This window comes from Desulfovibrio sp. TomC (genome assembly GCF_000801335.2).
GTDB lineage: Bacteria > Desulfobacterota > Desulfovibrionia > Desulfovibrionales > Desulfovibrionaceae > Solidesulfovibrio.
Window position 1 is genome coordinate 1 of the sequence record NZ_JSEH01000013.1, and the last position, 19597, is coordinate 19597.

Annotated in this window: 9 protein-coding genes; 3 read left to right on the plus strand and 6 right to left on the minus strand. The window is 58.6% G+C overall.

The features are described 5' to 3' along the window. Window positions 1-141: 141 nt before the first annotated feature. The gene (locus NY78_RS23740) at window positions 142-2448 is read left to right on the plus strand and encodes a GAF domain-containing hybrid sensor histidine kinase/response regulator (RefSeq protein ID WP_082140021.1); all 2307 of its coding nucleotides are present in this window, start codon (window positions 142-144) and stop codon (window positions 2446-2448) included. Window positions 2449-3601: 1153 nt separating this feature from the next. Here the strand turns inward: NY78_RS23740 and NY78_RS13355 are convergent. Both NY78_RS13355 and NY78_RS25515 read right to left on the minus strand, forming a co-directional pair. Next, a complete protein-coding gene (locus tag NY78_RS13355) occupies window positions 3602-12370 on the minus strand; it encodes a glycoside hydrolase family 94 protein (protein WP_197084246.1) in 8769 nt (2922 codons plus the stop codon). Window positions 12371-12782: 412 nt separating this feature from the next. Next, entirely contained in the window at window positions 12783-12959 is a 177-nt protein-coding gene (locus NY78_RS25515) for a S24 family peptidase (protein ID WP_331428927.1), read from the minus strand. Between NY78_RS25515 and NY78_RS13360 the strand changes: the two genes are divergently transcribed. Both NY78_RS13360 and NY78_RS23750 read left to right on the plus strand, forming a co-directional pair. Continuing rightward, window positions 12900-13088, plus strand: a complete 189-nt coding sequence (locus NY78_RS13360) for a hypothetical protein (protein ID WP_082140006.1) — start codon at window positions 12900-12902, stop codon at window positions 13086-13088. The two genes, NY78_RS25515 and NY78_RS13360, sit on opposite strands and share 60 nt — an antisense overlap. A gap of 712 nt (window positions 13089-13800) precedes the next feature. Further along, the gene (locus NY78_RS23750) at window positions 13801-15600 is read left to right on the plus strand and encodes an NHL repeat-containing protein (RefSeq protein WP_197084247.1); all 1800 of its coding nucleotides are present in this window, start codon (window positions 13801-13803) and stop codon (window positions 15598-15600) included. A gap of 418 nt (window positions 15601-16018) precedes the next feature. Here the strand turns inward: NY78_RS23750 and NY78_RS13370 are convergent, their stop codons facing one another. The 4 genes from NY78_RS13370 to NY78_RS13385 are packed head-to-tail and all read right to left on the minus strand — an operon-like array spanning window position 16019 to window position 19585. Then, a complete protein-coding gene (locus NY78_RS13370; RefSeq protein WP_043636877.1) occupies window positions 16019-17260 on the minus strand; it encodes an ABC transporter permease in 1242 nt (413 codons plus the stop codon). A gap of 15 nt (window positions 17261-17275) precedes the next feature. Next, the gene (locus NY78_RS13375; protein WP_043636880.1) at window positions 17276-17680 is read right to left on the minus strand and encodes a hypothetical protein; all 405 of its coding nucleotides are present in this window, start codon (window positions 17678-17680) and stop codon (window positions 17276-17278) included. Next, entirely contained in the window at window positions 17677-18342 is a 666-nt protein-coding gene (locus NY78_RS13380; RefSeq protein ID WP_043636883.1) for an ABC transporter ATP-binding protein, read from the minus strand. Before NY78_RS13380 ends, NY78_RS13375 begins: the two co-directional genes overlap by 4 nt. Further along, window positions 18335-19585, minus strand: a complete 1251-nt coding sequence (locus NY78_RS13385) for an ABC transporter permease (protein ID WP_082140008.1) — start codon at window positions 19583-19585, stop codon at window positions 18335-18337. The genes NY78_RS13380 and NY78_RS13385 overlap by 8 nt, the downstream gene beginning before the upstream one ends. Between the last annotated feature and the right edge of the window lie 12 nt (window positions 19586-19597).

The following is a 19597-nucleotide window of genomic DNA, read 5'->3' on the forward strand; positions in this document are numbered from 1 at the left end:
CACAGTGACAAGTCATGGTTGGATTTGCTGCATTTATTTGAAGGAAGTGCTTGTAAGTAGCTCCCTGAACGTTGGTGCCACGTGTGCCAGGACTGTTTTGAAGTGTCTTTGTCCGCGAAATTATATACGAAGAGGGTCGGTATGAATGGTGCCGCGAAAACACGAAATATTTCTAGTGGTGAACATCTCAATCTAGAGGGTGAACACGATTCTGTTGTTGAAAAAAACAATGATACCTGTCCGCCTCGGTCCTGCCCTATTGGTGGCTGGCGTGACGCTTCATTAGATGAAGTCTTGCGTAAAACGAAAAGAGCTGTTCGTGCGTTTAGTGCTTCATCAGCTTTAATTGCGAAAGTAACGGAAGAAGAAGATCTTTTGAACCGCGTTTGTCGTCTGATGGTTGATGATGTTGGTTATCGTATGGCGTGGATCGGTGTAGCTGCCAATGATCAACAGAAATCCGTTAAGCCCATTGCCCAGTATGGTTTTGAAGATGGGTATTTGGAAAAGATTCATATCTCCTGGGATGATAATGAAAAAGGCCGGGGGCCGACTGGAATGGCTGCGCGCACGGAAACTCCCGTAGCTTGCCATAACATGTTGACGGACCCCAGACTCATTCCTTGGCGCGATGAAGCAGGCCGACGGGGCTATGCCTCTTCGATTGCACTTCCTTTGATGGTCAATGGCAGCTCTTTGGGTGTGCTCACAATCTATGCGAGTGAACCAGATGCTTTTGAAGGCGACGAATTTGATCTTCTGGTTGAGTTATCCAACACTCTTGCCTTGGGTCTGTCTTCTTTGAGAGCGCGCGTCGAAAAACTAAAAGTTGAACAATTGTTGCATCAAAATGAAGAGAACCTTCGCTCATTATACTCTTCTATGAATGATGGGCTATGTATCCATGAGATTGTTTACGATGAAAGCGAACAGCCTGTCGATTATCGGATTCTGGAAGTCAACCCTAAGTATGAATCAATTCTTGGGATTAGCCGAAGCGAAGCTATTTATGCATTAGCTACATCTCTTTACCGTGTTGAAAAACCGCCGTATCTTGATATTTATGAACGTGTTGCCAGGACTGGTGAACCGACTGCTTTTGAAACGTATTTTTCTCCTTTAAATAGATATTTTTGGATTTCAGTCTTTTCTCCTCGAAAAGGTCGATTTGCAGTGCTGTTTAATGACATTACTGAGCGTAAATGCACAGAGGAGAAACTATATCAGCTAAATATAACACTTGAACAACAAGTTTTAGACCAGACTAAAGAGCTTAGGATAGCCAAAGAGGAAGCAGAGGCGGCCAACAGAGCTAAAAGCGAATTCTTGGCCAACATGAGTCATGAGATCAGAACTCCCATGAACGGGATATTAGGCATGACTCAATTAGCTCTGAAACGTGAATTACCTGATGAAATTAGGGAATATCTTGAGCTAGTCAAACAATCTGGGCATTCGCTGCTGGCCATCATAAATGACATCCTTGACCTCTCCAAGATCGAGGCTGGAAAGGTCGTGCTTGAAAAAAGCAACTTCGACCTCATCGAGATGGTCCAGGCTTCCTTGAAGCCACTGGGGGTGATTGCCAAGGACAAAGGACTCGCATTCCGTTATTTCATCGCGCACGACGTTCCGGCCAACGTCGGGGGCGACAGTGGACGGCTCCGGCAGATTCTGACCAACATCGTGGGCAATGCCATCAAATTCACCCGATGCGGCAGTGTTGAAGTTACGGTGCATACGAGTGAAACCAAGGATCCGACAAAGCCACGCCTACTGTTTCAAGTCAGGGACGAGGGTATCGGCATCTCCCAAGATCAAGTTCACGCCATCTTCGACAAATTCGAACAAATACCTTCCTCGGCGCACATCCAGTATGGCGGGACTGGACTCGGACTGGCAATTTCCAAAGCCCTTGTGGAGATGATGGGTGGTTCCATCTGGGTTGAGAGCGAAATCAACAAGGGGAGTACTTTTTCCTTTATTGTTGAGTTCGATCAAGCCATTGAGACTGATTCGCCACCTCAGGACACCCCAGCACCTATACCCGACTATTTCTCCCCCCTGAAGATACTTCTCGTCGAGGATAATGAAGTTAATAGATTGTTTACAAGCTATATGATTAAAAGCTGGGGCCATAACGTTAAAGTTGCCGTAAACGGACAACTCGCCATAGAAAAATTACAGGTCGAAAAGTTCGATCTCGTGCTCATGGACGCTCTCATGCCCGAGATGGATGGAATAGAAGCCACGAAACTCATCCGTTCCGGCCAAGCAGGCTCCCCAGATATCCCTATTGTGGCCCAGACTGCCTACGCTCTCCAGGGTGATAAAGAACGATTTCTAGCCGCCGGAATGGACGACTATATATCTAAACCGATAGACCTGGAGGAATTGCAAAATGTTTTGGGAAAGATTATGAAGAAAAAGAATTGTAAGACAGCTTGATCATGTTGTGTGTAGACGAAGTCCGGGACTTTAAAGATCATTTGGTGCTTGATAAGGTGAGCCTCCGTCTCCAGAGATCCCCCCTTCCCAATCTACATTGCTTCCGTTTCCCTACAATTTGTTCCACTCGGCAGTCCCGACGATGCCTTTGAATCCACCGATCACCTTCGGTTCCTTCTCCTTTTTCCCACTTTTCCGATTTGCGCAGGTTCCTGCACTTTTTTATCATACTGTTATCATAGTATTCTTTTGATAACGGCTGTGCCACCGTAGGAGAGGGACTCTGTGTGTCAGGGATTTCCTACTGGATAACACTGAAATAGGTTCTCCAGCCCTGAAGAACCGGCATTTTGGATAAACTCTGGAGAACCGGAAATGTCCCAGCGGGGATCGATTTTGTCCAAGGGGCGGTAGTTGTTATTCTGAAAAATTAAATGATTTCAGTATATTAAAAATTCAGTCGCGGCCTTCTAAGCAGACGGCCACAGGTTCGAATCCTGTCGGACGCACCACAAGTATTTCAAGGGGTTAGGTCGTTTTCGGCCTGACCCCTTTTGTCATGTGGATAACCGGGGTGGATAACATCTTGGCCAACCCTACGGGATAACGCGGGAATTTTGGATAACATTCGGGCAGATGCTATCCTGCGTATGGGCAGACGGCTGGGGAGGCGGCCCGGAATTACGGATTTTTCTAATCGGACTGTGTTGCGCGGGCACTTTGCGGGACCGCTGTTGGCCAACGGCGCGGGGCTTGATGCCGCCGCACGGGGCCTTGCGGTTTGTATCGTCTGCGGAGCACTTTTGTTGTGCTGCCAGCAATTGAGGCCTACCAGTTTCAGAAAATGTAGTAAATAATCAAGGGATGCCAGGGGTGCTGACAATGTCCAGGTGCCCCTGGCCAGAGGGCTATGTCTTCCTCCTATGCCGGATAAGGGACCTGTCCGGGCAGATGCTGTTCCGTGTTGAGGCAGACTGGCACGAGTGTCGCTGAATATGAGATTCCAGGTGTCCATGGTGCTGCTCTTCCTCCTGAATTTTGGGGAGATCCAGGTGGAAGGAGCAGCCGGGGCAGGATCACGGGCACGACGAGGCCCTGGAAATCGGACTTTTAGGCCGGGGGCTTCCTGCGTTTATGAAGGGGAGGGGGTGCGTTATGCATCCAAATGTGACGTCGGCGTCCCACATGCGCTCCCGCAGCCGATATGAATCTTGACGGCGTGCTCACGGTGGTCGTCAAGAAGCGGGACGGATTTGTCCGTCTGCTCAACACCATCCGCGATCACACGCATAGGCCCGCTCTCGCCATCGGCTTTCATAACCACGATGTGGTAGACGGTTTCCAGATAGCGGTAGTGCATGGTGAACCCTTCCCAATGCTGTGGCAGACACAGCTCAAACCGCAATCTGTCCCCTTCCAGCCTGACCCCCAGCAAAGACTCCACGATCAGCCGGTACATCCAGGCGGCGGACCCCGTGTACCAGGACCAGCCGCCGCGTCCGACATGGGGGGCGGAGGCGTAGACGTCGGCGGCAACCACGTATGGTTCCACCTTGTACAGGGCCGTTTCCGCCTCAGAGCGGCCATGGTTGATCGGGTTTATGAGGGCAAAGAGTTCCCAGGCGCGGCGCGCGTCGCCCATTTGGGCAAAGGCCATGGCCGCCCAGATGGCTGCATGGGTGTATTGTCCGCCGTTTTCCCGTACCCCGGGGACGTAGCCCTTGATGTAACCGGGTTGCAGGGACGAAGTGTCGAAAGGCGGCGTCAGCAGCTTGATCAGACCGTGTTCGCGGTCGACAAGCAGCGCCTCCAACGCTTCCATCGCTTGGTGCGAACGGCCGGCGTCCCCCCCCCCGGAAAGGACGGACCAACTCTGGGCAATGGAATCAATCCGGCATTCGGGGTTGTTCGAAGAACCAAGTGGCGTGCCGTCGTCGAAATAGGCCCGGCGGTACCACTGGCCGTCCCATCCATGGACGTCGAGATTGCGGCGAAGCTCTCCAGCGTGCGTCTGACAACGTTGCGCAAAGGCCATATCGCCGCGTTTGGCGGCCAGCGGCTCGAACTGCCTGAGCACCTCAAACAGGAAGAACCCGAGCCAGACGCTTTCACCTGCACCCTTTTCCCCCACCAGATTCATGCCGTCGTTCCAGTCGCCGGAGCCCATGAGCGGCAGGCCGTGGGCGCCGAACCGAAGGCCGTTGGCGATGGCCCGTGTGCAGTGCTCGTAAAGGCTCGCCGTCAGCTCCGAGCGACCGGGCAGATCGTAGGAGGATTCTTCCTCCTCGCCAAGCGTGCGGCCCAGGAGAAAATGGACGGGTTCGTCCAGCACGCCAATGTCGCCGGTAGCCTGGACGTAGCGGCAGGCGGCCAGCGGCAGCCAGAGGTAATCGTCGCTGCAACGCGTGCGTACTCCGCGTCCTACAGGCGGATGCCACCAATGCTGGACATCGCCTTCCTCAAATTGGTGCGCCGCGCACAGCAGCAGGTGCTCACGCACCAGATGCGGTCTGGCGTGGATCAGCGCCATCACGTCCTGCAACTGGTCGCGGAAACCAAATGCGCCCCCGGATTGGTAGGTGGCGCTGCGCGCCCAGAGGCGGCAGGCCAGGGTCTGGTAGAGAAGCCAGCCGTTGGCCAGCACATTAAGGGCCGGGTCAGGGGTTTCCACATGCACGGCGCCCAGGGTGTGCGTCCAGTGCTGCCAGGCCACGTCCAGGGCGTTTCGGGCGGCAGTTGAGCCTCGAAAGCGCAGGACCAGGGCTCTGGCCTCGTCGGCATCGCGCCCGACGCCGAGCCGAAAGACGATTTCCCGTTCTTGTCCGGCAGCCAGATCAAAGGCTACTTGGAGAGCGCCGCAGGGGTCGAGGGCCGGTCCCACCCGACCGGAAAGGTGTCTGCGGGTCATGGCGGCCGGGGCGCGCAGGGTTCCGTTGCGACCCAGAAATTCCAGGCGGTCGCCGCTGACGGTGCGCATGGTTTCGTCTACGTCGAAAAAGGCCGTGCGGTTGCGAAACTCGGTGTTGTAGGGATTTCGGGCGAAAAGCGCGCCGGTTTCCGAGTCGATGTCCGTGACGACATGCATGGCCGTTTTCGACCGCAGGTCGCCAAGCACCCATTCGGCGTAGCCGGTGGCGGAAATCCGGCGGGAGCGGCCCGAATCGTTGCGGACCTTGAGCACCGAAAACTTGATGGCCGCGTCCATGGCCACATACACCCACAGTTCCGAGCGGATGCCGCGTTCTGTGTGTTCAAAAACGCTGTAGCCGAAGCCGTGGCGGGTGACATACGGCGTGGCCCCGCGGCAGGGCAGAGGCGTTGGCGACCAGTAATGGCCCCGTTCCTCGTCGCGAAGGTAGAAGGCCTCGCCTTCGCCGTCGCTCACGGGGTCGTTGCCCCAGGGCGTGAGTCGGAACTCGTGTGCGTTTTCGCTCCAGGTATAGGCCGAGCCGCTTTCTGAAATAACCGTCCCGAAATTGGGGTTGGCCAGGACATTGACCCAGGGCGCAGGCGTTAACTGCCGACTGGCGGTGGTGATGACGTATTCCCGGCCGTCCGGGGTAAAGCCGCCCAGCCCGTTGTAAAACGTCAGGTCATGGCGCGGCAGGGGCGCAACCGGCACAGGCTCGCTCCGATTGGTCCGAGTCGGGATCAGAGGGAGTACGCCAACGCCCGGCATGGGGCGGCCGTCGGCCTGATCCGATAACGTCCCCCGGCTGTCGGTAAGGATGGCGCGGGCCACCGTCTGGAACAGCACCCGGTCCTCGGTTGCGATTTGGTCGATGGAGCGGACAAAAATACCGCCAGGCCGGTCAGCCAGGTCGGCCTCGATGCCGGCGGCGATCAGACTCATGATCTGGTCGGTAAGCAGTTGCCGGTACCCGGCGTGGTCCATGTTCCAGATCACCAGATCCACGGCCAGTCCCTTGAGCCGCCAGTAGGCGTGGGCCTGGACAAGCTGGCGCACCAGATCAAGGTTGGCCGGATCTTCGATTTGCAGCAGCACGATGGGCAAATCCCCGGAAATGGAATAGCCCCAAAGCCCGGATTGTCCCTGGGTGTTTTGCAGCAATGCCGGCTCGGCGCGCAAAGAGGCATTGGCATAGAGGATCGAGCCGGCGATGCGGCAATAGAGCTGGGCATCGGCCTGGGTGGCGTTGATCTGGCGCAGGAGCACCTGGCTGTGCGTCCAGGCCAGATCGAAGACGCGATCAGCCAGCCGGCGGTCCTGGTATTTTTCCACCAGGTCCAAGGCGACATCCCGGTTTTCGCCAACGCCGGACACGATGTTTATAGTGGCTGATTGTTCCGGCTCGATGGTGATCCGGTAGCGGATGGCGACAATGGGGTCGAGCACCGACCCCTGGCTGTCCGAGAGCGGCCCTGGCGCGTCGCTTACGGCCTGGGGATCGGCCACGGTGTTGCCCCGCCCGATAAAGCGCATTCGGTCGGTCTCGTAGGAGATACTCCCCACGGTGGCCTCATGGGCGGCCATCAGGTGCAGCAGGCAGGGCGACGGCTCGCCAAGGGACCGGGGGCGGCGGGTGCAGAGTATCGCCCGCTGTTCCGGGATGATCTCGGTCTGGACAAAGAGATTGCTAAACGCTGGATGGAGCGCGTCGGCGGCCGGCGGGGCCAGGACCACTTCGGCATAGCTCGTGACGTCAATAATTCTGCGACGGCGGGAGCGGTTGGTGATGGTGATGCGCCGCACTTCGATATCGTCTTCGGGCGACACCACGACTTCGGTATAGGCGTCAAGGTCGTTGTGGCGACAACGGAATTCGGCCCGGCCTTCCGAAAAAATCGTTTCAAATTCCTTGGAACGCCGCCGCGTCGGCTGGTAGGTCGTGGACCAGAAGCTGCCATTGTCCACGTCTTGGATATAGCAAAACGATCCCCAGTTGTCGCAGGCGCCGTCCTCGCGCCATCGGGTGACGGCCAGATCCTTCCAGCGGCTTGAGCCGCCGCCGGCATTGGTGAGCATGACGTGGTAGCGACCGTTGGAGAGCAGTTGCACTTCGGGAAACGGGGTGTCCGGGCTGGGGAAAACCCGCATGGGCATATCCGTGCCGCCGCCCGGCCCCAGTTCGGCCAGTTCGGTGGTGTGGGCGAGAACAGCCGTCGTCTTGGGCACCCGTTCCTGGAGCAACAGCATCGTGGCTTGAAACTGCGGCTGGGCGGCGAACCGTTGCTGCATGGGGCGGCCAAGGAGCTGGTAGCTCAGGGAGAGCAGGCTCATGCCCTGGTGGTGGGCCATAAACGAGCGGACCACGGCGCTGGTTTGCCCATGGGGCAGGCGCGAGGCCGTGTAGTCCACGGCTTCGTAGAAGCCGTACGGCCCTTCAAAACCCGCTGCGGCCAGCTGTTCCAGGTTGGCGCAGGCCTGTTGCGGCGCAACCATCAGCGCCAAGGCCGTGGCATAGGGCGCAATCACCAAATCCTCGGACAGGCCGCGCTTGAGGCCAAGGCCCGGGACGCCAAAGGCCCGGTACTGATAGTTCTGGTGCACGTCGATGGCGTTGTAGCCGCATTCCGAGATGCCCCAGGGCGTCCCGACCTGCTTTCCATACTCGATCTGGCTGGCCACGGCCGCCCGGCAGGTCTGGTCGAGCAACGTGTTCTCGTACATCGGCATGACCAAAAGCGGCATGAGGTACTCAAACATCGACCCGCTCCACGACAACAGGATCGGCTCGCCGCCTGTGGTGGTGAACAGCCGGCCCAAGGCGAACCAGCTCTCCTGGGGCAATTCTCCTTGGGCAATGGCCACAAAGCTGGAAAATCGCGCTTCCGAGGCGAGCAGATCGTAGTAGCTGGCGTCCTGGCGATGATCGCTGACATTGTACCCGATGGACAGGAGTTGGCGGGGCTTGTCAAAGAGGAAGCCGTATTCCATCCGGGCCAAGGCATCCGCTTGGCCGGCCAGAGTTTCCAGAAGCGCCATTCTTTCCGTGGCCCGGCGACCGGCTTTAACGAGGCAGGGGCGAAGGGCGTCAAACCAGGTCTGCAGTTGCGGCGTCGCCTCTTGGGCCAGCCGGCGTTCGAGGTCCGGCAGATAGGTTTGGGCCAGGACGGCGATCTGGCGTACGGTTGCCAGGCCGTCCAGGCCCGAAATATCCCGAGGCCGGTGCGGCGACGACAGGAGCGACGTCCACGGGGCCAGCAACGAAAGCTCGTCCAGGCCGTCGCGGCACTGCTCGATGAACGCCTGCCCCCACCAGCGCAAGGGACTCCCCACAGAGGTGTTTCCGGCTTCGATGGCCGCAGCTGTTTGCGCCGCCACGACGGCCAACCGTTCAAGCAGCGCCCGGGTCGCCTCAAGGCTTTCCGGCCAGGGACCGGCCGTGAGATCCGGTTGCAGCCGTTCCAGCTGTTCTGCCAAATCCGGCTCGGTCTTGCGGGCGACATCCAGCAGGACACGCACGGTGTCGGCTATCCCGACAAAGAGGCGCGGACCGACGATGGGATCGTCGGCAAGGGCGCGCAGCCCTTGCCCGAGCGTCAGCAGATGGCCGGCCAGATTGCCGCTGTCCACCGATGAGATGTAGCGGGGGGACAGCGGGGTGCGCGACAGGGTGTCGTACCAGTTGTAGAAGTGGCCCCGGTAGCGTTCCAGGGAGTCCATGGCGCGAAGGCCGTGCCCGGTTCGGTCAAGGCACTTTCCGGCTGTGATGTAGCCAAAGTCGTAGGCGGTCAGGTTGGCCAGCAGGGAAAATCCCATATTGGTCGGTGAGGTGCGGTGGGCGATGACCGGGGCGGGCTGCTCCTGAAAGTTGTCCGGCGGCAGCCAGTTCTCATCGGCGCCGACGAAGGTTTCAAAAAAGGACCAGGTTTTTCGGGCGATCTGGCGCAGAAACAGGGTCTGCCCGTCAGTGAGTCGCGCTTCGCGGCGGGTCAACGGCCGGCTGATCCACCAAGCAACCACGGGCGAGATACACCAGAGCGCCGCAACGGGCACGGCCACGGCCAGGACGTCGGGGCGCAGGAACCACAAGGTCGCGGCCACGGCTGCGGCCAGGACCGGGCCTGTCCACATGGCCCGGCACGAGCCGGCCAGACTGGTGACGACACGACGATTCGGACTTCCCGAAGGGTTCCATTCGAGCAACCGGCGGCGCGTGACCAGCAGACGCCACAGGGTGCGCAAGATTGCATCCAGACTGTACGCGGCTTCGAAGGGGAGGCAGGCTACCGTGAAAAGCGCCTGGACAAGGTGGCGGCCGGTTGCCTGCATGGTCAGGCCGAGGTGTTGGGCCAGCGTCATCTCGGCGGGCTTTTGCAAAATACCCACGGCAGTCGCGAGTAATGACGGCAGCAGGATGATGCCGAGCACTGCCATGGTGGCCAAAAAGGGCGCGGGCGACAGGGTCCAGCCCAGCGCCAGCAGGAGTGTTAAGGCCGCAGGTTCGAGGCTGCGCCGTAGATTGTCAAAGATCTTCCAGCGTGAAAGTATGGTGAGCGGATTGCGATGCAGGCTTCCATCCGGGCCGGCAATGATCGGCGTCGCCCACCGTGCGATCTGCCAATCCCCGCGTATCCAGCGGCGACGGCGGCTGGCGTCCTCGGAGTAGCGCGACGGATATTCTTCATAGAGCCGCACGTCGCTTATAAGGCCCGACCGAGCGTAACACCCCTCCAGGAGATCGTGGCTGAGAATCCGGTTGTCCGGGAACCGTCCTCCCAGTGCCCGCTCGAAGACGTCGACCTCGTAGATTCCCTTGCCAATAAACGACCCTTCGCCGAACAGATCCTGGTACACATCGGAAACCGCGCGGGTATAGGGGTCGATACCGCGTTCGCTAACGCACAGCCGGGCGTAGCGCGACTGGATGCCGGCGAGGCTGACCGCCACGCGCGGCTGCAAAATGCCGTAGCCGGCGACAACGCGTCCAAGCGTTTCATCGTAGCGGGCCCGGTTGAGGGGATGGGCCATGGTGGCCACGAACTGGCGGGCGGTATCCCTGGCCAGCAGCGTGTCCGTATCCAGGGTGATCACGTAGCGGACCGAGGGCAGGATCGCCGTTGCCCCGACCACCAGGGCGAAGCGTTCCCTGGGGTCGGCCTCGGGGCCGACGCGCAGCAGCCAGTTGAGGTCCGACAGCTTGCCGCGCTTGCGCTCGTATCCCATCCAGACGCGGTCCCGGGGATTGAACCGGCGCGGACGATGAAACAGGAAAAAGGCGTCGCCATGCGTCTCGCGGTACCGCACATTGAGGGCTTCGATGCCACGCCGGGCTTGCTCCACCAGGATTGCGTCTTGCGGCAGTGTTTCCGTCGCCGCATCAACGAGGTCGGTCAGCAGGCCAAAGTGAAGATGGGCATCCCGGTTGGCCAGGAAACGGACTTCCAGGGCTTCAAGCAGGGACTCGATCGCCGGCGGACTCGTCAGCAACGTTGGGACCACAACCAGGGTGCGCAGCTCAGGCGGTATCCCGTGGGAGAAATCCAGGCGTGGCAGCAGGCTTGGCGTGGCCAGCACGGTGACCAGCCAGTTGACCAGGGCTACGGCCAGACGGCTGGTGCAGACCAGGGCCAGCAGGACGCTCAGGCCAAGCGGCCAGCCCGTCACCCCGCCAGCATACGCCGTGGCGGCTAGACTGGCCGTAAAGACGGCCGTCAGCAGCCAGATACCGCCGAGATAGAGGGCCCCGGGATACCTGCGGCCGGTGTCTCCAAACAGTTTCGCCAGGGACGGACGCATTCGGATTCGGTCGTTGAGCTGCGCCACGCCCTTGTCGATCAGGTAATACCCGACATGGGCCTCGCGGTCGTCGCCGCCCTTTTTCGCGGCCGCTTCCCGGGCCAGCCCTATGGCCTGGCGGGCCACCTCGTTTTCAGGTTCCGGGCTGTTCCTGGCCGCCTGCTCCACCACATGGCGGTACCGATCCCTGGCGGCAAAATCCATCTGGCTGTATACGTCGCCCGGATCTTCCCGCAAGGTCTGCTCGACCACGCTTAACGTCTCAACAAAGGTGCGCCAGTCCATGGCTCCCAGTGCCCGCAGGCTGCCGATGCTGTTGCTCATCGACACCTGATCGGTGGCTTGCAACTGGTTCTCCAGGCGCACGAGTTGTTCGATGGTCTGGCCGGATTCGGACAACTGCTGTTCGATCCAGGTCAGCGCCAAGGCCAGAGCCGGTCCCTGCCCCTGCACGCGACGGGTGAACTCCGCCACAAAGGAACTGTCCATCGGGGGCTTGGACCGGGCCATGTCGGCGATGGCCAAAATCATGTCCTTGGGCGTTTTGGCCGCGACCTCGGTGATCTGGTCGGCCCACTGGCCGGCAAGGTGTCGATCAGCCTTGTGCGTGGCAATCCGGGCGGCGACTCGCCTGAGATTTTCGATCAGGGCCAGACGCAGCATGATGGGAATAGCCCAGAGTTCTCCCAATTGAAGGGTCGTCGTCGTTTGGTAGGCGGCGACGAAATTGTCCAGATTCTCCGGATCCACCCGGCCATCGTTATGGGAGATCACCTCCAGGGCGAGATCATAAACTCGAGGCAGTCCGGCCGAGGGACCTTTTCGCAAACGGGGCAGCTCGCGGCTGTAGCCTTTGGGCAGATGCCGCTTGGCTGTGCGGATCTGTTCCTCGATCAGATAGAAGTTGTCGAGCAGCCATTCCCCAGCCGGGGTAATGCGGCGCTCGACCTTGACGGCCTCGGTAAGGAGGTTGCGGACCCCGAGCAGAACGCGTTCATTGGCAGCCAGCCGGCTCAGCAGGCGTTCCTGGGGGCGGCCAGGGCGCAGGGTATGCGAAGCCGCCAGGGCCTTGCCGTGGAGGGCCATCTGGTCGGCGCTGAGCAACTCCGACCGCAGCGGCGGCTCGTCAGTGAGGTCTTTACGTGCGGGACCGTTTCCGGCCTGGAGCGATGGCGATCCAAGCAAAGCTCGGCGAAGCGTCGTCATGCGAAACATCATAAGCGAGGAATCCTTTGCCACTGCGCGGAAAAACCAGAAGAGGCAAGAAGTCTGGATGGTTATGAGAATATCGGCAGCGCGTCAGCGCAACTGCCGGCTCCAATGCTGGTCCTCTCTCGGCAGCAGGGGGGTGGCCAACGTGATCTGACTGCTAAAGGACAGGAGAAGGTGTTTTCGTGGATGCCTCTCGTAGCAAAGGCACTGGAATAAGCGGCATTGAAACAAGTAAAGCACTGGAATATAGATATAAACTTCGATGCGATGCCGCAGTGGCTCTGCAAAATCGAAGTGATAACTACAAAATAATATCCAATATAAAACACATTTTCAGCGAAGATATGTCAAGGATATTTTTAAAAATAAAACAAGGTTCGATGAGTTGTTTCGTGATAAAGTGATATAATATATGGTGTTAAGTCGATTGTGTCCTGGGTCGCTGTGACGGTTGGTTGAGGATTACGATTTTCCCCGGTCGAGGCTCTCTCACCCGATCAGCACTCAGGATGTCCCCGGTTTGGATGCCGGCGGCATGCATGAAATCGCCGCTTGCCCGAACATAAAAAGTAGCCGCCGGGTTGCTGATGAGCAGTTCGTTGAGGTCAAAGAAGAAGCAAAAGAGATGGATGACCTGGTTGGTAAGGCCCTAAAACTTGTTGACCAAAAGCTCGAAGATTTCGCGAAAGCCAACAGTCTGGCTCCCTCAAAATACGAAAAATGACCGCGCTTTTGGTCTATTTTTGGTCTAGTGACGATGGAAAAGGACGGGATAAGCGGGGCAGCGGTGGGCAAGTAATAGACTAAAATGACGAGGATTTTTTAAAAAAGTACAAGGATTGCGAGGGCTTTTCGACCGCCTTCTAAGCAGACGGCCACAGGTTCGAATCCTGTCGGGCGCACCAGAATAAAATCAAGGGGTTAGGTCGTTTTCGGCCTGACCCCTTTTGTCATGTGGATAACCGGGCTGGATAACATCTTGGTCAACCATACGGGATGACGCGGGAATTTTGGATAACATTCGGGCAGACGTTGGCCGTGCTTGGGCAGGCGGCAGGAACGTCGGATCCCGAAAATTTCTCTACGCCTTCGGAATTGCGCGCGTTCGCCAACCTGAGAGACGGTTGACCGGCCGGTCGCCTCTCTTGCCTGGCCTGCCCCGTCCAGGCGGCACGCATCCTCCCTCCCGTTGCCGGTGCAACGCTTTTCCCATCCCGAGCGACGCTGGGCTGTCCCTGAATTCCCTTACGCAAGATCACGGATTTTACTGACAGCTTTTCAACACATGTTGGTGTTAACGATCCCAGAGAATAACGATGCCATCAGGAAAATCGGGGGAGGGATAACTGCCGGTTCTTCCCGCACGCCGCTGCGGCCTTGTCGACGGCACGCCGCTTATGCTTTCTTCGCATGCAAACTCTGAAGAGGTACAAGCCATGAAAAACAATGGAAGGCACAGCTTGCTTTGCGTCTCGATGCTCCTTGCTTTCATCCTGTGGACAGCCGTGCCCAGTGCTGCAAAACCACTGAGTTTTTCAAGGGCAGCGCCCGTCAATACCAGCCAGTTCACCTACGGCGTGGGAACGGCCAAAAACGCCGTCGTCAAAAGCGACGGCACGATGTACATTCTCAATGTAACGTATAACGAAATAGAGAAACGCGATAGCGCAGGAAACTGGACAACCATCGCCGGCCCAGACACAAGTATCGGTGTCATGGAAAATATGATCGCCGTTGATTCTTCAGGAACGATATACTCGCCTGACAGTACCAACAGTCGCATTCTCGTCAGGGACGGCAACGGCAACTGGACCACGATTGGCTCCAGCGGCTCGGGACTCGGTGCGTTTTCCACCCCGCACGGCATCGCGGTGGACAGCGCCGGACAACTCTACGTCGCCGACAGCGGCAACAACCGCATCCAGGTCCGCGACACCTCCAATCAATGGACGTCCTACGGCTCCTATGGCACGACCACCGGCAAATTCAGTTTTCCATGCGGCGTCACCGTGGACGGCTCCGGCAACATCTACGTGGCCGACACCAGCAACAATCGCATCCAGATCCGTGACGCCTCGACCGGGACGTGGTCGACGTTCGGCTCTTCTGGCTCTGGCACGGGACAGTTCTATTGGCCGGAAAGCATCGCCGTGGACGGATCGGGCAACATCTACGTCTCCGACAACTACAATGGCCGCATTCAAGTCCGCGACACATCCGGTTCTTGGACCGCCACCGCCTACAGCACCTTTCCGAACCTCTATAGTCTGGCCCTGGACAGTTCCGGGAACATCCTCGTCGCCAGCAATGACAGTGTGTTTGTCGGCACCATGGCGACGGAAGGCGTCTGGCCGATACTGTGGGGCAGCACAAGCAGCGCGGTAGGTTATTTTTCCAACCCCGCCGGTCTGGCCACGGATACTTCCGGCAACCTCTATCTCGCCGACATGCTCCACCACCGCATTCAAATACGGGATACCACCGGCAACTGGACGGCCACCGGCAGCGAGGGCTACGGCCTCGGAGAATTTCTCGCCCCCAATGGCGTCGCCGTGGACACCGCCGGCAATGTCTACGTAGCCGATACCGTCAACAACCGCCTCCAGATCCGCGACGCCTCAGGTATCTGGTCGAGCATCGGCGAAAATGGCACCGGTCTCGGACAGTTCTTTCACCCCACCGGCATTACCGTGGATACTTCCGGCAACCTGTATGTCGCCGACGCGGGGAACAACCGCCTCCAGGTTCGCGACACGAACGGCACCTGGACGGCCATCACCACCCCCGGCTCGGACCTCGGGAGTTTCTCCTCGCCAAACAGCCTGACGCTGCGCGCCGGCAAACTCTACGTCACGGACAAGTACAACAACCGTGTCCTGGTCCGTGACGTCGCAGGCAATTGGACGGCCATCGGGTCGGAAGGCACGGCGCTTGGCCAGTTCAAATCACCCTCCGGCGTGGCCGTGGACGCCGCCGGCAACCTCTATGTCGCCGACTCGGACAACAATCGCCTCCAGGTCCGCGACGTCTCGGGCAACTGGACACGCTACGGCGGCGGCGATTCCGGTTCGGCCGCCGGCAGGGACGACGGGCAATTCCATACTCCGGTAGGCCTTGCCATCAGCAATGCCGGCGTATTGTACGTGGCCGACTCCGATAACAACCGCATCGAAGCGGCCGAGATCGCCAAGCCGACGACATCCGTTGCCCCTATGCTTATGTTGTTGTTGCAGTAGCTGCCGCCGTAGGAAATGGGCTTCCGTTTCACAGGGAAGATCCCACCCCCGTGCACTTCCGTCGGGATTGTCTCGCCGTTGACGCGGTAATCCGGTGTTGCAGCCCGGTAGCTGCCATTTGGGCCGGCTGCGGGAGGCCGTAGACGTCCTTAGGAAGACCGGACCGTCTCGCCAGCAGATGGCTGCGAGCGACTGGAAAACTTTCTGGCATGGCGACACGGACCCCGGCAGTCTTCACGCTGGCCCTCGGGGGCGCGCTTGACCACAAATGGATGTTCTGAAGAGTAGAATTCTCTCGTTAACCCGGTGGGCCTGGCCCATTTTTCGTGTGGATAACCGGGGTGGATACCATTTTGGCCGGGCCGACGAAAAAGCGAGGAATTTCAAGGGGGCTTGGGATGGATAACAGGGGGCACATTCAGGTGTAACCCTCCCTTAAAATGTCTGCTGGTCGCATCCTTGTGGCAACTTTTCCCAGCAGAAAAGCTGCAACGAGGCCTGTGACAATCGAGCAGGCCAGGGCTGCGGTCACCAATTTCCACGAAAGCTGAATCGGCAGCTGGATTGCCTGGTTGGCCAACGCTCCGATCTTCACCGACGCAGGGACTGGGTTGAGTTCCCAGGCCGTATTCATCGGAATGGAAAGTGTCCCGATGCAATAGGCTCCGAGATACCCGAGCCCTATGCCGATCAGCCCTCCGAGCAGACATTGGACCATGGCTTCCCCCAGAAGCTGCCCCTGAACATCCTTCCCTGTCCACCCGACCGCCTTGAGCACCCCGATTTCAGGAAGACGCTCCCCAAGACTGGCCAGCATGGATTTGAGGATGAGCAGGATCGCGCCCACCAAGGCGATCAGCGAGGCCACGACGGAGAACTTGCCGGTGATCACCGAAACGCCGCCCATCAGTTCCAGAAAGCTGTCGGAACTGCTGGCCGACAAGCCTGGAAACGCGGCCAGGACTTTCTGTTGTACAGCTCCTTGCATGGCGGGATCACGCAGCCGTAAGTAAACCACGTTGATCGGGGCCTGCGCCTCGGGAAGCAGCGACTGGGCATCGGCAAGCCGCAGGTAAATATTGGCCGCAGCAACCTGTGCGCCTTCGCGTATCTCCAGCATGCCGACGACGGCAAAAGGCTTGCCCCCAATCTCCAGGGAATCACCCAGGTGGATGCCGCGAAACTTGGCGAAGTGTTTTTCCACCAGGGCCTCGCCGGCCTGCTGCGGCGCATGGCCTTGGCTTGTCCACTGCGTCAGGTGCACAGGCCCAAGGTCGGGCTGTGCGGTATCCAACCCCATGATCGTTCGGAATCCTCCCGAGACAAACTCCCAGAGCAAAAGGGAGCCGGAAGCGGCGGCAACACCATCCACGCGGCTCAAGGCGTCAAACTCCTCAACGGATATGACCTGATTGGAAAAAGGCAGTTTGATGCCCCGCATGGACAGGGTCCCTTGGCCGAGCTGCCGGTTCTTTTCAGCGCGCTGCACGACCAGATCAGCACCCAGATTTTCGAAGGGGAGGCTGACCGCTTTCTGGTAACCGGCAGAAACCGCGTTGATGGACACAAAGAGCCCGACCCCGACGGCTATGCCCAGGATGTTGAGAAGCGTTCGGTGCGACCTGTGCCGCAATTCATGTACAATGTAGGAATAGCGCATGCCGATGGCCCCGCTTCAATTTTGCTTCGTGACCATATCAAGCGCCTTGGTCAGGAGTTCAAGCGTCCACTTCCCCTGAAACATGGCTGGCCCAGCTCCACTGGGGAAACCGGAAAAGGTGCACGGTGCGCCGTCAATTTCCATGGTTTCCTTGCCGTTGATCCAGATCACAAGAGGGACATGGCGCGTGACACCCATTTTGGCCATGAAATCCTCTCCTTCTCGACTTTCAAAATCATGCCAGCGGACAGTGAGCCTGTCGTCATAAGTGGCCAAGAGATCTTTCATATTGTTGAGTGTCGGTCGCAGGGGACCATGATTCATGAAAAGGACATCGATCACCGCCGGGCCAGAGGCCTTGGCCAGCCCAGGCAACACCAGGGACAGCACCATGGCCGCAATGACAACGACTTTGTTCATGACAGCATCTCTCCATCCTGCATGCGAAGCACGCGGTCGGCTGTTTGGGATAATTCCAGATCATGGGTGACCATCAGGATGGTCATCCCGTGTTCCTTATGGAGCGTTCCCAGTATCCGCATTATGGCTTCACCCGTTTGTGAATCCAGGTTGCCGGTCGGTTCGTCGGCGAAAATGATCTTGGGATTGTTGACAAGGGCGCGGGCTATGGCCACCCGCTGCTTCTCGCCTCCTGATAAAGCCCCGGGCAGATGGTCCTGGCGATGCTCTAGCTGCATTTGCTGCAGGAGGGATATTGCCCGCTCCCGGCGCTCCTCCTCCGCCATCTTGACAGGGAAAAGGGGGACGGCCACGTTTTCCCAGGCAGAAAGCGTCGGAATCAACTGGAACGATTGGAAGATGAACCCAATATTGGCCCGTCGGAAAAGAGCCAATTCGTTTTCCGAGGCGGTGACGATATCCTTGCCGCAAAGGGTGACCTGCCCCGAGGTCGGGTGATCCAACCCGGAGATCAAGGACAGGAGCGTTGTCTTTCCGCTGCCTGATTTTCCGACCAGACTCACGAACTCCCCAGCTTTCAAGACAAGGGATACGCCTTTTACCACCTCGACGGGTCCGAAGGTCTTCTTGATATCCGTAGCAGACAGGATGTGATCATTCATGGCGAAGAACCTCTGAAGGTTTGATCCGGGTTATGCGCCCGATGCACAGAATGCTGGTGATGGCGCCGACCAGGAGGGAAAGGACCAGAGCGAAAACGGCAATGGACCAGGAGAGGTTGGCAGGCAGCGCCACGGTTTTAAACACCGGTTCCCCGCCTCCGGGGAGAAAATGCGGCGTGGGGCTCATCTCCCAGGGGATAGGGATATTGACCTGCTGAAATCCCAAGACGAAGCATACAACCCAGGCGATACCAAGGCCAAGGAGACCAGCCAGAAAGCATTGGGTCATCGACTCCGCCAAAAGCTGCCCGATGATGTCCCCGTTGGTCCAGCCCAGGCATTTGAGCACGCCGATCTCCCGGGCTCGTTCCTGAATGCCGCCGGCGATCGTTTTGAAAACCATCAGAAAGGCCACGACCATCACGATCAGCGAGGTCGCCGCAGCGAACTTGTCGGACAGGGCGAAGAGATTGCCAAGCTGTCGCAAGAACGACTCCGGGGTCGCGACTGCGGTCTTATCCCCCAGGAGTTGTTTAAGTGCGGCGGCCAGATCGGGAATCACTTCCTGATCCGCTGTGACGAAAACAAGATTCACATCCTCGGCGTCAAACGGAGAGACACCCTGGACCTGGGGCGAAGCCTTCGCCATCATTTGCGCTTGCGCCAGGGGCAGATAGACGTTGGCCACGGCAATCTTGGAGGCGCGCGAAGCATCGACCAGCCCAACGATCGGATAGGGCTTATTTAGGATCGTCACCACGCCGCCGACGTCGAGTTGCCGGTCCCGGGCATAGGTTGCATCCACCAGAGTCTGGGGAGCGTTCCCTTCAAGGAACCGACCTTTGGTGACAAAATTTCGAAGCTTTCCAGGTCCCAAGGGATTTGTCGGATCAAGCCCCATCACCATGGCGAACTGATCCTTGTCAAAGACCCACATCAAAAGCGCCTGCCCAACGGCACGGACTCCAGGCATCTGGCGGATTTGCTCCACTTCCTGGCGCCGGATGGTCACGGCCGAGCAGGGAAATACCGCTCCTTGCAGTTCTTGGGGGACATCGCCGGATCGCTGGATGCTGATGTCGGCTCCGATTTCCTGAAGCGGCATCCGCGCCGCTTCTTTGTACGCCCCGGCCAGGACCTGGAGACCGACCAGAAGGGCCACTCCCACGCTCAGTCCGAAAATTGCGGTGAGATGCCGTCTCCTTCGCAAGGAAATTTCCCGCCAGACATAGGAAAATCGCATGGTTGATGGCCT

Coding starts and splice junctions, on each gene's coding strand:
- NY78_RS23750 (WP_197084247.1), top strand. CDS start 13,801: ATGAAAAACAATGGAAGGCACAGCTTGCTTTGCGTCTCGATGCTCCTT.
- NY78_RS13385 (WP_082140008.1), bottom strand. CDS start 19,585: ATGCGATTTTCCTATGTCTGGCGGGAAATTTCCTTGCGAAGGAGACGG.
- NY78_RS13360 (WP_082140006.1), top strand. CDS start 12,900: ATGCATGAAATCGCCGCTTGCCCGAACATAAAAAGTAGCCGCCGGGTT.
- NY78_RS23740 (WP_082140021.1), top strand. CDS start 142: ATGAATGGTGCCGCGAAAACACGAAATATTTCTAGTGGTGAACATCTC.
- NY78_RS13355 (WP_197084246.1), bottom strand. CDS start 12,370: ATGATGTTTCGCATGACGACGCTTCGCCGAGCTTTGCTTGGATCGCCA.
- NY78_RS13370 (WP_043636877.1), bottom strand. CDS start 17,260: ATGCGCTATTCCTACATTGTACATGAATTGCGGCACAGGTCGCACCGA.
- NY78_RS13375 (WP_043636880.1), bottom strand. CDS start 17,680: ATGAACAAAGTCGTTGTCATTGCGGCCATGGTGCTGTCCCTGGTGTTG.
- NY78_RS13380 (WP_043636883.1), bottom strand. CDS start 18,342: ATGAATGATCACATCCTGTCTGCTACGGATATCAAGAAGACCTTCGGA.